This window comes from Azohydromonas lata (assembly GCF_034427735.1).
GTDB lineage: Bacteria > Pseudomonadota > Gammaproteobacteria > Burkholderiales > Burkholderiaceae_C > Azohydromonas > Azohydromonas lata.
The window spans coordinates 78,521-92,866 of record NZ_JAXOJX010000028.1 but is presented as its reverse complement, the minus strand read 5'-3'; the positions used below and the strand labels follow the sequence as shown (position 1 = coordinate 92,866).

The window sequence follows — 14,346 nt, the reverse complement described above, 5'->3', positions numbered from 1 at the left end:
CCCGTGGCCGCCGCGCCTGCGCCGGCCGCTGCTGCCCCGGCGCCCGCCGAGCCGCCCAAGCCCGCGCTGCGCGTGGTGAAGGCTGCCGAAGTGGCCGATGCCGAGAAGCAGCGCCTGGCCGACCTGGAGCGCCGCCGCAAGGCCGCCGAGGCTGAGGCCGCCGCCATCCGCGCCATGATGAATGCACCCAAGAAGGTGCTCGTGGCCAAGAAGGAGGAGCCCAAGCCGGCGCCCGCGCCCATCAAGGGCACCATCCACAAGCCCGCGGCCAAGCCCGGTGCGCCGGCGACCACGCAGGCCACGGCCGCTGCGGGTGCGGCCAAGCCCGGCGACAAGAAGTCGGTCAAGTCCGAGAAGCTGTCCTCCAGCTGGGCCGACGACGCCGCCAAGAAGCGCGGCGCCGTCAAGGGCCGTACCGAGGCGGGTGCCTCGGCCGGTGGCGCTCGCCCCGGCTGGCGCTCGCCCCGTGGTGGACGCCGTGGCGGTGATCGCGACGAGCGCGGCGGTTCCAACTTCGTGGCGCCCAACGAGCCGCAAGTGCAGGAAGTGCACGTGCCTGAGACCATCAGCGTGGCCGACCTCGCTCACAAGATGAGCGTCAAGGCCTCCGAGGTCATCAAGCAGCTCATGAAGCTGGGCCAGATGGTCACCATCAACCAGCAGCTGGACCAGGAGACCGCGATGATCCTGGTCGAGGAAATGGGCCACAAGGCCTTTGCCGCGAAGCTGGACGATCCGGAAGCCTTCCTGGAAGAAGACGCCGCCACCAGCACCGCCGAGCAAAAGCCCCGCGCCCCCGTGGTCACCGTCATGGGCCACGTGGACCACGGCAAGACCTCGCTGCTGGACTACATCCGCCGCTCCCGCGTGGCCGCGGGCGAAGCCGGCGGCATCACGCAGCACATCGGCGCCTACCACGTCGAAACGCCGCGTGGCGTCATCACCTTCCTGGACACCCCGGGCCACGAAGCCTTCACGGCCATGCGTGCCCGCGGCGCCAAGGCCACCGACATCGTCATCCTGGTGGTGGCGGCTGACGACGGCGTGATGCCCCAGACCAAGGAAGCCATCCACCACGCCAAGGCCGCAGGCGTGCCGCTGGTGGTGGCGATCAACAAGATCGACAAGCCCGACTCCAACCTGGAGCGCGTGCGCAGCGAGCTGGTGGCCGAGCAGGTCGTGCCGGAAGAGTTCGGCGGTGATTCGCCCTTCGTCTCCGTCTCGGCCCGCACCGGCCAGGGCATCGACGACCTGCTGGAGCAGGTGCTGCTGCAGGCCGAAGTGCTGGAGCTCAAGGCTGCCGAGGACACGCTGGCCAAGGGTCTGGTGATCGAAGCCCGCCTGGACAAGGGCCGCGGCCCCGTGGCCACCGTGCTGGTGCAAAGCGGCACCCTCAAGAAGGGCGACGTGGTGCTGGCCGGCTCCAGCTATGGCCGCGTGCGCGCCATGCTGGACGAGGACGGCAAGGCCACCGAGGCCGCCGGTCCGTCCATCCCGGTCGAGATCCAGGGCCTGACCGAGGTGCCCCAGGCCGGTGACGAGTTCATGGTGCTGGCCGACGAGCGCCGCGCCCGTGAAATCGCCACCTTCCGCCAGGGCAAGTACCGCGATGTCAAGCTGGCCAAGCAGCAGGCCGCCAAGCTGGAGAACATGTTCGAGCAGATGGGCGCCGGCGACGTGCAGACGCTGCCGCTGATCATCAAGGCCGACGTTCAAGGTTCTCAGGAAGCGCTGGCTTCTTCGCTGCTCAAGCTCTCGACCGACGAGGTCAAGGTGCAGATCGTCCACGCGGCGGTGGGCGGCATCAGCGAAAGCGACGTCAACCTGGCCATCGCCTCCAAGGCGGTGATCGTGGGCTTCAACGTCCGTGCCGACGCCGGTGCGCGCAAGCTCTCCGAGAACAACGGCGTGGACCTGCGCTACTACAACATCATCTATGACGCCGTGGACGAGATCCGTGCCGCGATGTCCGGGATGCTGGCGCCGGAGCAGAAGGAAGAGGCCCTGGGCACGGCGGAGATCCGCACCGTGTTCGTCGCCTCCAAGATCGGCACGGTGGCGGGCTGCATGGTCACCTCCGGCCTGGTGCGCCGCAACGCGCGCTTCCGCCTGCTGCGCGAGAACGTGGTCATCTACACGGGCGAGATCGAGTCTGTGCGCCGCATGAAGGACGACGTGCGCGAGGTCAAGGAAGGCTTCGAGTGCGGCATCAAGCTCAAGAACTACAACGACATCGCCGAAGGCGATCAGATCGAAGTGTTCGAGATCAAGGAAGTGGCGCGCACGCTGTAAACCGGCTGTCCGTCCCTTCCTGAACGCAGCCCCGCCCTCGATGGGCGGGGTTCGCACTTCAGGAGTGCCCCATGCGACACAAGAGAAGCATCCCCAACCGCAGTTTTCGCATCGCCGACCAGATCCAGCGCGACGTGGCCGTGCTCGTGCGCGAGCTGAAGGACCCTCGCGTAGGCATGGTCACCATCAATGCCGTCGAGGTCACGCCCGACTACGCGCACGCCAAGGTGTTCTTTTCCTTGCTGGTGGGCGACCCGCAGGAGACGCAGGCCGCGCTGAACGAGGCCGCCGGCTTCCTGCGCAATTCGCTCTTCAAGCGGCTGCAGATTCACACCGTGCCCACGCTGCATTTCCAGTTCGACCGCACCACCGAGCGCGCGGCCGAGTTGGGCGCGCTCATCGCGCAGGCCAACGCCACGCGGGCCAAAGAGGATTGACCCGATGAGCGGCGCTCCGCGCACCCCCCGCCAACCTCGCCGTGCCCTGCACGGCGTGTTGTTGCTGGACAAGCCGCTGGGCTGGTCCAGCAACGACGCGCTGCAGAAGGTCAAGTGGCTGCTGCGGGCCGAGAAGGCCGGCCACACCGGCACGCTGGACCCGCTGGCCACCGGCCTCTTGCCGCTGTGCTTCGGCGCGGCGACCAAGTTTTCGCAGGTCAGCCTGGAGGCCGACAAGCGCTACACCGCCACGCTCAAGCTGGGCCAGGTGACGAGCACCGGCGACGCCGAGGGCGAGATCGTCAGCGAGCGCCCCGTGGCGGTGGACCAGGCGCTGCTGGACGCCGCCCTCGCGCGCCTGACCGGCCCCATCGAGCAGGTGCCGCCCATGCACTCCGCGCTCAAGAAGGACGGCAAGGCGCTGTACGAGTACGCGCGCGCCGGCATCGAGGTCGAGCGCGCGCCGCGGCAGGTCACGATTCACGCCATTGACATCCTGAGCCGGCAGGCTGACGCCCTGGTTCTGGACGTGCGCTGCAGCAAGGGCACCTACATCCGCACGCTGGCGCAAGACCTGGGCGAGCTGCTCGGCTGTGGTGCGCACCTCTCGGCGCTGCGCCGCACCGGCAGCGGCGCGCTGACGGTGTCGCGCTCCATCACGCTGGAGGCGCTGCAGGCACTGGACGAGCGTGCCCGCCTGGCGCTGCTGCAGCCGCCGGACGCGCTGGTGGTGGACTGGCCCGCAATTCGCTTGCCGGCGGAGGAGGCCGGGCGCTTCCTCTCCGGGTTGCGCCGCCGTGTCAGCCATGCCGACGCGCCGGCCGTTCGCGTCTACGGCCCCGAGCCGCAGGCCTTCTTGGGCACCGGGCTGGTGCGTGGTGGTGAGCTGATCGCACAGCGGCTGCTCAGTCCGCCTGAAGTCCAGTCCCTGCTGAATGTTTCCCCAGGCGCCGCGGCGCCGCAGGCCCAAGAGGCCGCACTGAATCCCTGAAAGAGCGTTCTTTATGAGCACCCAGATTCGCAACATCGCCATCATCGCGCACGTCGACCATGGCAAGACCACGATGGTCGACCAGCTCCTGCGCCAGTCCGGCACCTTTGCCGAGCACGAAAAGGTCGTGGACACCGTGATGGACAGCAACGCGATCGAACGCGAGCGCGGCATCACCATCCTGGCCAAGAACTGCGCCGTGAGCTGGGAAGGCACGCACATCAACATCGTGGACACCCCGGGCCACGCCGACTTCGGCGGCGAGGTGGAGCGCGCCCTGTCCATGGTGGACGGCGTGGTGCTGCTGATCGACGCGCAAGAGGGCCCCATGCCCCAGACGCGCTTCGTGACCAAGAAGGCGCTGGCCCTGGGCCTCAAGCCCATCGTGGTGGTCAACAAAGTCGACAAGCCCGGTGCCAATTGCGACAAGGTGATCAACGCCGCCTTCGACCTGTTCGACAAGCTTGGCGCCACCGACGAGCAGCTTGACTTCCCCGTGGTCTACGCCTCCGGCATCAACGGCTGGACGTCGCTGGAAGAGGGCACGCCGGGCGAGCAGTGGGGCCCCGACATGTCGGCCCTGTTCAACACCATCCTCAAGCACGTGCCTGCGCACCAGGGCGACCCCGACGCCCCGCTGCAGCTGCAGATCTCGGCGCTGGACTACAACAGCTTCGTGGGCCGCATCGGTGTGGGCCGCGTCAACGCCGGCAAGATCAAGCCGGCCATGGACGTGCTGGTGATGGAAGGCCCGGACGGCAAGTCCATCAAGGGCCGCGTCAACCAGGTGCTGACCTTCCAGGGCCTGGACCGGATCCAGGTAACTGAGGCCGGCCCGGGCGACATCGTGCTGATCAACGGCATCGAGGACATCGGCATCGGCGTGACGGTCACCGACCCGGCCAACCCGGCGCCGCTGCCCATGCTCAAGATCGACGAGCCGACGCTGACCATGAACTTCTGTGTCAACAACTCGCCGCTGGCGGGCCGCGAAGGCAAGTACGTCACCAGCCGCCAGATCTGGGACCGCCTGCAAAAGGAACTGCAGAGCAACGTCGCGCTGCGCGTGAAGGAAACGGACGAGGACGGCATCTTCGAAGTCGCCGGCCGGGGCGAGCTGCACCTGACCATCCTGCTGGAGAACATGCGCCGTGAGGGCTACGAGCTGGCCGTCTCCAAGCCGCGCGTGGTGTTCCGCGAGATCGACGGCGTGAAGATGGAGCCCATCGAGCTGGTGACGGCCGACATCGAGGAAGGCCACCAGGGCGGCGTGATGCAGGCGCTGGGCGAGCGCAAGGGCGAGCTGGTGAACATGGAGCCGGACGGCCGTGGCCGCGTGCGCCTGGAGTACCGCATCCCGGCGCGGGGCCTGATCGGCTTCTCCAACGAGTTCCTGAACCTCACGCGCGGTTCCGGCCTGATCAGCAGCCTCTTCGACGGCTACGAGCCCTTCAAGGGTGACGTGGGCGGCCGCAAGAACGGCGTGCTGATCTCCATGGACGACGGTGAAATCTTCACCTACGCCCTGGGCAAGCTCGACGACCGTGGCCGCATGTTCGTCAAGGCCGGCGACCCGGTGTATGAGGGCATGATCGTGGGCGTGCACAACCGCGACAACGACTTGGTGGTCAACGCCACGCGCACCAAGCAGCTGACCAACTTCCGCGTGAGCGGCAAGGAAGACGCCATCAAGATCACGCCCCCGATCGACTGCACGCTGGAGTACGGCGTGGAGTTCATCGAGGACGACGAGCTGGTGGAAATCACCCCGAAGTCGATCCGCCTGCGCAAGCGCCACCTGAAGGAACACGACCGCAAGCGTGCGCAGCGGGAAGGTGCTTGATCGCTGCGCGCTCAAGCACCGGGGGTCCTGTCCTTAGGTACCCCCCAGCCCCCCGCCAAGCGGGGGTTCCAGCTTGAATGACGCCTGGGCCGCTTCCAGCGGCCCTCTTTCTTTGGGCGCCTCATCTGCTGCGACGGTGCGCCTTCCATTGGGCTCACTCTAAGACCACGTTTTTCATTTCTCAGGATCCGTCCGCGCCATGACCCACCGCCAAGGCATCGCCACCATGCTGCTGGTCACCCTGCTGTGGAGCATTGCGGGCGTGGTGACGCGGCACCTGGACAGCGCGGCCAGCTTCGAGGTCACCTTCTGGCGCAGCGCCTTCAACGCCGTGGCGCTGGGCGTGCTGCTGGCCGTGCTGCGCGGCCCGCGCGCCGTGTGGGCCACGCTGCGAGGGGGTGGGCGCGCGCTGTGGCTCTCCGGCCTGTGCTGGAGCGTGATGTTCACCGCCTTCATGGTGGCGCTCACGCTCACGACGGTGGCCAATGTGCTGGTGACCATGGCGCTGGGCCCGCTGTTCACGGCGCTGCTGTCGCGCTTCGTGCTGCACCACCGGCTTGCCACGCGCACGTGGCTCGCCATCTTTCTGGCCGGCGCGGGCATCGCCTGGATGTACGGCAATGAGCTGCTGCACAGCGACGCGCGGGCGCTGGCCGGTATCGCCGTGGCGCTGGCCGTGCCCGTGGCCGCGGCCACCAACTGGACGGCGCTGCAGTACAGCCGCCGCCACGGCGCCGACCAGGCCGGCGGCGGCGACATGCTGCCCGCCGTGCTCATCGGCGCGCTGATCTCCGCCGCCACCACGCTGCCGCTGGCCGCGCCGTTCCAGGCCACGGCCGCCGACCTGGGCTGGCTGGCGATGTTGGGCGCGCTGCAACTGGCCGTGCCCTGCCTGCTGTGCGTGGCCGTTTCGCGCGTGCTGCACGCGCCGGAAATGTCGCTGCTGGGCCTGCTGGAAGTGCTGTTCGGCGTGCTGTGGGCCTGGTTGGGCGCGGGCGAGACGCCGGCGCCCTCGGTGCTGGCTGGCGGGACGGTGGTGCTGGGAGCGCTGGCCTTGGATGCGGCGCTGGGGATGCGGCAGGGCGGGGCGGTGGAAGGCGCGCGGGCACGGGCCTGAACCGGAAACGCCAAGCCTTCAAAGCCACTGCGGCCCTGCCTGGCAGACCCGCTTCATGCCCTGCTGCGTGAAGCCGTGGACAAGGGTTTATTGAAGAAATAGCCGCCGCCCGGCGGCGGGCAGCCCGGCCCGGGGACAATCCGGCCCGTGAACTCCGCAGCCTCCACCCCCATTTCCGCCGCTACCGCCGCCACTGCCGCTCCCGCCGTAGTGAACCCCTGGCGCCTGTCCGTTGCCCCCATGCTGGACTGGACTGACCGCCACTGCCGCTACTTCCACCGCCTCATCACGCGCCACACCCGGCTCTACACCGAGATGGTGACCACCGGCGCGCTGCTGCACGGCGACCGCCCGCGCCACCTGGACTTCAACCCCGAGGAGCACCCGCTCGCGCTGCAGCTCGGCGGCAGCGAGCCGGCCGACCTCGCCGCCTGCGCCAAGCTCGCCCAGGACTGGGGCTACGACGAGGTCAACCTCAACTGCGGCTGTCCCAGCGAGCGCGTGCAGCGCGGCGCCTTCGGCGCCTGCCTGATGAACGAAGCCCCGCTCGTGGCCGATGGCGTCAAGGCCATGCGCGACGTGGTGGACATCCCCGTCACCGTCAAGCACCGCATCGGCATCGACCGCATCGAGTCCTACGACTTCGTGCGCGACTTCGTGGGCACCGTGGCCGAGGCGGGCTGCGAGGTCTTCATCGTCCACGCCCGCAACGCCTGGCTCCAGGGCCTGAGCCCCAAGGAAAACCGCGACATCCCGCCGCTGCGCTACGAGTTCGTCTACCGGCTCAAGCGCGACTTCCCGACGCTCACCATCGCCCTCAACGGCGGCGTGGGCAGCGACGAGCAGATCGCCGAGCACCTGCGCCACGTGGACGGCGTGATGGTGGGCCGCCAGGCCTACCACGAGCCCTGGTGCATGGCCGACTGGGACGCGCGCTTCTTCGGCGACGCCCCCGCCACGCCGCACGACCGGGCCGCCATCGAGGCGCTCATGGTCGAGTACATGGCCCACCAGGCGCCCAAGGGCGTGGCCTGGGCCCACGTCGCCCGCCACATGCTGGGCCTGTGGAACGGCATGCCCGGCGCGCGCCGCTGGCGCCAGGTGTGGAGCGACCACCGCCTCAAGGGCCAGCCGCCGCACGAGGTCTGGCGCCAAGCGCAGCGGCCCGCCGCACAGCCGTCGGCCGCGCTCGCCTAAGCCGAACCCGCTCTGAGCCAGCGCTGGACCCGCGCCGCACGCACGTTTGCGGCCGGTTTCGTGCGCCAGGGGACGCCTTCCCCATCCATCCAGGGGCCTGGGCGGGCCCGGCGCCTGCCTGGGTCCGTCTCAGTCGGACCGGCGCGCGTGGACGCGCCGTGAACCCGCAGCCACGCCGCCGCGGCAGCCCGCCGCGGGGTGGGCGATGGAGAAGGCAACATGAAAAAAACCGAAGCGGCCCGTCCACGCCGCTGCCGGCGCACATGAGGCGCCGCACCATGTGGACCATCCTCCTTAGCGTTCTGGCAACGCTGCTGGTGGCCTTCGTCGCCATGAACCTCATGTCCGGCGAAAAGCGCATCCAGGAACAGCTCGAACGCCTCTACGACACCGGTGACCCCCAGTTCCGCCGCTCCATGAGCGTGTTGCTGGGCCCGCCCATGCTGGAAGGCAACCGGGTGCAGGCGCTGCTCAACGGCGAGCAGATCTTCCCGGCCATGCTGGGCGCCATCCAGGGCGCGCGCGAGAGCATCACCTTCGAGACCTTCATCTACTGGTCCGGCGACATCGGCGACCGCTTCGCCGAGGCGCTGGCTGAGCGCTCGCGCGCGGGCGTCAAGGTGCACGTGCTGCTGGACTGGGTGGGCACCATGAAGATGGAGGAGCGCTACCTGAAGCAGATGCACGACGCCGGCGTGGAGGTCGAGCGCTACCACAAGCCCCACTGGTCGCACCTAGCGCGGCTGAACCAGCGCACGCACCGCAAGCTGCTGGTGGTGGACGGGCGCGTGGGCTTCACCGGCGGCGTGGGCATCGCCGACGAGTGGGACGGCCACGCGCAGGACGAGAAGCACTGGCGCGACACGCACTTCCGCGTGGAAGGCCCGGTGGTGGCGCAGATGCAGGCCGTCTTCACCGACAACTGGATCAAGGCCACGGGCCGCGTGCTGCACGGCGAGCGCTACTTCCCGGCGCTTGGGCCTGCGGACGGCCAGCCCGCGCAGATGTTCAGCAGCTCGCCCACGGGCGGCAGCGAGAGCATGCACCTCATGTACCTCATGGCCATCACGGCGGCGAGGCACACCATCCACCTCTCCAGCAGCTACTTCGTCCCGGACGACCTGGCCGTGCAGGCCCTGGCCGACGCTGCCCGGCGCGGCGTGAAGGTGCGCATCATCACGCCGGGGCCACTGATAGACGCCGACACCGTGCGCCGCGCCTCGCGTGCACGCTGGGGCCCGCTGCTGGAGGCAGGCGTGGAAATGGCGGAGTACCAGCCCACCATGTTCCATTGCAAGGTGCTGGTGGTGGACTCGCTGCTGGTGTCGGTGGGGTCCACCAACTTCGACAACCGCAGCTTCCGCCTCAACGACGAGGCCAACCTCAACGTGCTGGACACCGCTTTTGCTCAGCGGCTGGTGGACGTGTTCGAGGCCGATTGGGCGCGCAGCCGCCCGGTGACGCTGGAGGCATGGCGTGGGCGCCCGCTGCAGGAAAAGCTCATCGAGCACGCGGCCGCGCTGCTGCGGACGCAGTTGTAGCGGCGGTGTGCGCTGGCGGCGCCCGCCGCCCGTGCGTCGTCCACCTGCCTGATACCGCTCGGGTATTTTCCCTGGGCTGAATAAGGGAGTGCGACAGCTCCCAATAAAACCCCGCTGTCGGCCGAATCCAAGCAGAAAATCAAGACGGTCGCATTGATTACCGTGCCCGAGCCTGAAAAATACCCTTTGAATCCCGGTCAGTTGCCGGGTGGCGCCTTGCTTCATGCCTTTGGTGCTCTTGGCGGTGCGGTGTTGGCCGGCATTGAATCGTCCCGGTATGAAACGGCAACCAACGAATTCACGACGGCCATCAAGCCCACCCGGCCTGCCATTGCTCAGCATTGGAACGAGAGCTTGCTGTTGTCTCTGCAATCCAAGGGATATCAGGCGATGCTGGTGCCGGAGTTGCCCATGAAAAAGGATGCGCAGGAAACTGATTGTGCCAGCATTGCCGGAAAATACGATGCGGTAATGGTCAGCAGTATTTCGTCCGGCTATGCCGTGTCCGATGCCGTCCAGCCGGTTTCGTATGCCAAGGTCAAGATGCTTTCAAGCGATTGTGGCGAAACCTATTTCTCGGACGCTTTTTCCTATTCCACCAAGCCCATGCCGAGAACGACGCATTCCCAGAGCGATGCACGCTTCAATTTCCCAAGCCGTGAGCTGCTGCTTTCCAACCCGGAACTGGCCAAAGAAGCCATGCGCACCGGCGTCGGTACGGTGGCCCGGCAGGCGGCGGCGCTGTAACCCAGGTGAGGCTGCTGCGGCGTCCGCAACGCCCGCGCCGCTTACCCCACTTTGTCGGCCGCTGGCGCTGGGGGGTGCTTCGCACTGTTGGAGGCGGTGCCCGGCAGCACGCGCGACGGCCAGGTTGCCAGCAGCAGCCCGGCCAGGGCCAGCGCGCAGGCCAGCGCGTGCGCGGCCGTCATGTGTTCGCCCAGGAGCAGCACGCCGATGGCGGCGGCTGAGAGCGGCAGCATCACCGTGAACACCCCGGCCTGCTGCGCCGGCACGCGTTTGAGGCCCTGCATCCACAGCCAGACGCTGACCATGCTGGCCGCCAGTGCATAGAACACCAGCAGCCCCCACGAGCCGGCCGACACCTGGGTGAAATCGAAGGACAGCGCCTGCCACAGGCCCAGCGGCGTCACCAGCGCCAGGCCCCAGGCGTTGATGAGCGCGCTGATGCGCCGCGGTGACAGGCTGGCCGTGAGCCGCTTGCCGATCACCACGTAGCTCGCCTCGCAGAACACCGCCGCCAGCAGCAGCACATAGCCCCACCACGGGGCCGAGGCCGTGCCCGGCGCGTTGCGCGCGAAGGCCAGCAGCGCGATGCCGCCCACCGCGCAGGCGATGCCCGCAGCCGAGCGCGGCGTGATGCGCTCCTTGAGCATCACCCAGGAAAGAAGCGCCACCGCCGCCGGGATGCCCGCCATGGTCACGCCCGCGGCCAGCGCCGAAGTCGCCTGCACGCCAAAGAGCATGCAGATGGAAAACAGGAAGTTGCCGAACAGGCTTTGCGCGAACAGCAGCCGTTTCTCGGCGGGGCCGAGCGTGGGCTCATCGGCCGGCTTGCGCATCCACCCCGCCATGGCCACCGCCGCGATGCCGAAGCGCAGCCACGCCAGCAGGAACACCGGGAACACCGCCACCAGCAGTTTCGACAGGCCGACGTAGCTGCCGACCAGGGTCATGCTGGCGGCGAGGAAGAGGCAGGAAACGAGGGGAAGGTGGGCCGGCTGGCGGGTGGGCTGCGATGGGGACATCGGGTGCTGCGTAGCGGGGAACTGCGGGCAGGGAGTGTGCCCCAGAGAGCAGTGGACCACGTCACGCCGCAAAGGCCGGCTTCAAATAAATGTCAAAGCGGGAATGCAAAGTCCTGCAGGACCCATTTTTCCTGGCCTGCTTGGCCATGGGTCAGTTTTATTTGACATGCCTCAAATTCCAGTCAAGGTGTTGCTCCTGGAGCAGCGTGAGACAAGGAAAAGCCGTGGCGGCGTCGGCTTCTGTGCGGCCCGACAGCGTTGATGCTTCAGCTTGGCACTGTTTCTGATTCACGCTTCACATTAATTCGGGTTTTCACTGGCGATGTTCTTGAGCCCTGTTCCTTAATGGCTGGGTTTTTGGGAATGCTGTTTTGAAGGGGGCTTTTGCCGAAAGCGTGTAGTATTTGTTGCTCAATGTATCTGTTGGCAATAAAGGATGGACTGAGGGGTTTGCAAAGCGCACCAAGACGGATTGCAAATGGGTCCGTGTTTGGCGTGGACGGTATTTTATGCCGATAAAACAGAGGGATAAAAATTGAACATGATGTGTGAAGTGCCATTGTGCGACGAGCGTTTCAAGAAGGGCTGGGAGAAAATCAAGGAGATCGACCAAGGGATTTTGCAGGATTTCTATAAGAGCCTTCTCGACATATCTTCTGAATTTGCGCGCCAGCTGGTGCAATTTCCTTTCGGCGATGTTTATTCCCGCCCGGCACTGGACAGCAGGCGGCGGGAACCGGCCATCGTCTCGGCCATTGCCGCGCTGGGGCATGCGCAGCCGCAACTGCGGCTGCACCTGCATGCCGCCATCAAGGTCGGCTGCACCCGCGACGAATTGATCGAAGTCCTCATGATGACCGCCGTCTACAGCGGTTTCCCCGCGGCGCTGAATGCTTTCGCCACTTTCGGCTCGGTCTTGAAGGAAGTCGAAGCTCCGTGCAAGGAGAGCGCGTGATGCAGTTGCTCTCCTTGGGCACGAGCTGGCGAGGCCGCGTGGCGGCACGTGCCGGCCTGATGCGCACCGCCTGCTCTTGGTGGATGGCCCTGGTGGCCGTTCTGGCGGGCTGGGCTGGGCTGCTCTGTGCGACGCCGGCCCATGCCGGCGTGATGAACCGCGAGCTGATGGAGAAAGCCTTTCCGTCGCCACTGATCGTCGGCGAAAAGGACCGCGACCTGCCGGTCTGGCCCATCCTGAAACAGGACGCCACCTCCACGCCGGTCATCGCCTACGTTTTCGAATCCATCGATCTGGCGCCCATCCCGGGTTTCTCCGGCACGCCCTACAACCTCCTGGTTGCGATCACCACCAAGGGCGAATTCATGGACGTGCGGGTGCTGTCGCAGCACGAGCCGGTATTTCTCGACGGCTTGGGGGAAGGCCCCATGCACCGCTTCGTAGATCAGTACAAGGGCCTGTCGCTGAAGCAGAACATCAAGATCGGCTCCAACCTCAACAGCGGCGGCAAGGCCGGCAGCGCAAACGTCTACATCGACGGCGTGGCCAAGGCCACCGCCTCGGTGCGCATCCTCAACCAGAGCCTGCTGGCGGCCTCGCTGAAGGTGGCGCGGGCCAAGATGGGTTATGCCGAAGGCCGCGACCCCGACCTCGTGGCGCACCTCAGACCTGACGTTTTCGAGTCGATGGGCTGGGACGAGATGGTCAAGGCGGGCCTGATCACACGCAAGACCTTCCGCAATCGCGATGTGGAAGCGGCCTTCAAGGGCACCGTGGGCGAGGGCCTGGACGAGCAAGGCACCAGGCACGGGGACGACAGCTTCGTCGACGTGTATTTCGCCTACCTGAACGTGCCGTCCGTGGGCCGCAACCTGCTGACGCCGGCGGGCTGGAAATTCATGCAGTCGCGGCTGGAGGAGGGGGACCATGCCCTGCTGCTGGTCGCCAGCGGCCGTTATTCGATGCTGGGCGAGGATTTCGTCCGCGGTGCCGTCCCCGACCGCTTGACGCTGCAGCAGCAGAACCTGCCGCTGGAAATCCGCGACCTGGACCTGGACGTGGATCTGAAACTGCCGCCATCGCTGCGCGCGGCCGAGTGGCGGGCCTTCCGCGTCATCGCGCCGGCCGGGCTCGATCCGGCCCAGGCGCTGAATTTCAACCTGCACGTCACGCGCAGCAAGGGCCAGATTTATCCGGAGCGGGTCACCAAGACCTTGGGGTTCGATGCCCAATTGCCCGCCAAATATTTCGAGGCGGCCAGCAGCAACGACAAGACCTGGCGCACGAGTTGGCGCACGCGCGTCGGCGAAGTGGCGCTGCTGGCCATTGGCCTGGGCGTCCTGGCCTGGGCGCTGCGCAACCAGCTGTGGCTGTCGCAGAACTCGCGCCGGCTGGCCTTTTTCCGCACCGGCTATCTGCTGTTCACCGTGGCCTTCATCGGCTGGTATGCGCAGGGGCAGTTGTCCATTGTCAATATCACCGCCCTGGTGCAGGCCGTGATGGCCGGGCGCAACCTGGACTTCTTCCTGTACGACCCGATGACGGTCAGCCTGTGGGCCTTCGTCGCCATCACGTTCTTCGTGTGGGGGCGCGGTACTTTCTGCGGCTGGCTCTGTCCCTTTGGCGCCCTGCAGGAGCTGGTGAGCAAGGTGGTGAAGCCGCTGCGCCTGCCGCAATGGCGCATATCGGAGCGGGCCGACGCGCAGCTCAAGAAAATCAAGTACGCCGTGCTGGCCGCCATCGTGGTGACGGCCTGCGTTTCAGTGCCCTGGACCGACCGTCTGGTCGAGGTCGAGCCCTTCAAGACGAGCATCACGCTGGTATTCGCCCGTGACTGGCCTTTCGTGGCCTGGGCTGGCGGCCTGCTGGCGCTGAGTGCGTTCGTCTACAAGGGTTACTGCCGTTATCTCTGCCCGCTGGGGGCGGGCATGGCGATTTTCGGGCGCCTGCGCCGCTTCGACTGGATCGCGCGGCGCACGGAATGCGGCACGCCCTGCCAGCGCTGCCGCAATGACTGCGCGTACAAGGCCATCCCGAAATCCGGAGGCATCAACTACAACGAATGCTTCCAGTGCCTGGATTGCGTGGCCATTTTCCAGAGCGAACAGTTGTGCGTGCCGCTGATTGCCATGAACAGGAAGGCCGCCCGCCAAATTCCCATCGCGGCGGCGGTGGAAAAAGAAACCGTGGCACCGGTCCAAGGATGA

The 14,346-nt window shown here is 66.9% G+C and carries 11 protein-coding genes; 10 read left to right on the top strand and 1 reads right to left on the bottom strand.

The genetic code is table 11. From position 1 onward, the window contains the following. The 8 genes from infB to SM757_RS17380 form a co-directional block, all read left to right on the top strand. Positions 1-2,292, top strand: a 2,292-nt coding sequence (gene infB / locus SM757_RS17415; protein ID WP_322466451.1) for a translation initiation factor IF-2, incomplete at its 5' end; no start/stop codon positions are given. Between the two features lie 71 nt (positions 2,293-2,363). Next, on the top strand, positions 2,364-2,729 hold the full coding sequence (gene rbfA, locus SM757_RS17410; RefSeq protein ID WP_066335341.1) for a 30S ribosome-binding factor RbfA: 366 nt from the start codon (positions 2,364-2,366) through the stop codon (positions 2,727-2,729). Between the two features lie 4 nt (positions 2,730-2,733). After that, complete coding sequence (gene truB, locus SM757_RS17405; RefSeq protein ID WP_066335345.1) at positions 2,734-3,720, top strand: tRNA pseudouridine(55) synthase TruB; 987 nt, start codon at positions 2,734-2,736, stop codon at positions 3,718-3,720. Between the two features lie 13 nt (positions 3,721-3,733). Then, positions 3,734-5,563, top strand: coding sequence for a translational GTPase TypA (typA, locus tag SM757_RS17400; RefSeq protein WP_066335346.1), 1,830 nt, complete (start codon positions 3,734-3,736; stop codon positions 5,561-5,563). Between the two features lie 199 nt (positions 5,564-5,762). Continuing rightward, positions 5,763-6,680, top strand: a complete 918-nt coding sequence (locus SM757_RS17395; protein ID WP_066335347.1) for a DMT family transporter — start codon at positions 5,763-5,765, stop codon at positions 6,678-6,680. A 240-nt stretch (positions 6,681-6,920) separates the two neighbouring features. Continuing rightward, complete coding sequence (gene dusA, locus SM757_RS17390; RefSeq protein WP_322466458.1) at positions 6,921-7,877, top strand: tRNA dihydrouridine(20/20a) synthase DusA; 957 nt, start codon at positions 6,921-6,923, stop codon at positions 7,875-7,877. A gap of 278 nt (positions 7,878-8,155) precedes the next feature. After that, complete coding sequence (locus tag SM757_RS17385) at positions 8,156-9,418, top strand: phospholipase D-like domain-containing protein (protein WP_066335353.1); 1,263 nt, start codon at positions 8,156-8,158, stop codon at positions 9,416-9,418. 162 nt (positions 9,419-9,580) lie between these two features. Then, the gene (locus tag SM757_RS17380; protein WP_322466450.1) at positions 9,581-10,165 is read left to right on the top strand and encodes a hypothetical protein; all 585 of its coding nucleotides are present in this window, start codon (positions 9,581-9,583) and stop codon (positions 10,163-10,165) included. A gap of 41 nt (positions 10,166-10,206) precedes the next feature. Here the strand turns inward: SM757_RS17380 and SM757_RS17375 are convergent, their stop codons facing one another. Continuing rightward, positions 10,207-11,184 (bottom strand): DMT family transporter, encoded by a 978-nt coding sequence (locus SM757_RS17375; RefSeq protein WP_322466449.1) that lies wholly within the window; start codon positions 11,182-11,184, stop codon positions 10,207-10,209. A 541-nt stretch (positions 11,185-11,725) separates the two neighbouring features. On the opposite strand from SM757_RS17375, the gene SM757_RS17370 reads away from it, so the two are divergent. Continuing rightward, a complete protein-coding gene (locus tag SM757_RS17370) occupies positions 11,726-12,139 on the top strand; it encodes a carboxymuconolactone decarboxylase family protein (RefSeq protein WP_322466448.1) in 414 nt (137 codons plus the stop codon). After that, positions 12,139-14,346: a 4Fe-4S binding protein gene (locus tag SM757_RS17365; RefSeq protein WP_322466447.1), complete on the top strand. Its 2,208-nt coding sequence runs from the start codon at positions 12,139-12,141 to the stop codon at positions 14,344-14,346. Before SM757_RS17370 ends, SM757_RS17365 begins: the two co-directional genes overlap by 1 nt.

Bases quoted from the DNA above. Each gene is read 5' to 3' on its own strand.
- rbfA (WP_066335341.1), top strand. From the start codon at position 2,364: ATGCGACACAAGAGAAGCATCCCCAACCGCAGTTTTCGCATCGCCGAC.
- truB (WP_066335345.1), top strand. From the start codon at position 2,734: ATGAGCGGCGCTCCGCGCACCCCCCGCCAACCTCGCCGTGCCCTGCAC.
- typA (WP_066335346.1), top strand. From the start codon at position 3,734: ATGAGCACCCAGATTCGCAACATCGCCATCATCGCGCACGTCGACCAT.
- SM757_RS17395 (WP_066335347.1), top strand. From the start codon at position 5,763: ATGACCCACCGCCAAGGCATCGCCACCATGCTGCTGGTCACCCTGCTG.
- dusA (WP_322466458.1), top strand. From the start codon at position 6,921: ATGCTGGACTGGACTGACCGCCACTGCCGCTACTTCCACCGCCTCATC.
- SM757_RS17385 (WP_066335353.1), top strand. From the start codon at position 8,156: ATGTGGACCATCCTCCTTAGCGTTCTGGCAACGCTGCTGGTGGCCTTC.
- SM757_RS17375 (WP_322466449.1), bottom strand. From the start codon at position 11,184: ATGTCCCCATCGCAGCCCACCCGCCAGCCGGCCCACCTTCCCCTCGTT.
- SM757_RS17370 (WP_322466448.1), top strand. From the start codon at position 11,726: ATGATGTGTGAAGTGCCATTGTGCGACGAGCGTTTCAAGAAGGGCTGG.
- SM757_RS17365 (WP_322466447.1), top strand. From the start codon at position 12,139: ATGCAGTTGCTCTCCTTGGGCACGAGCTGGCGAGGCCGCGTGGCGGCA.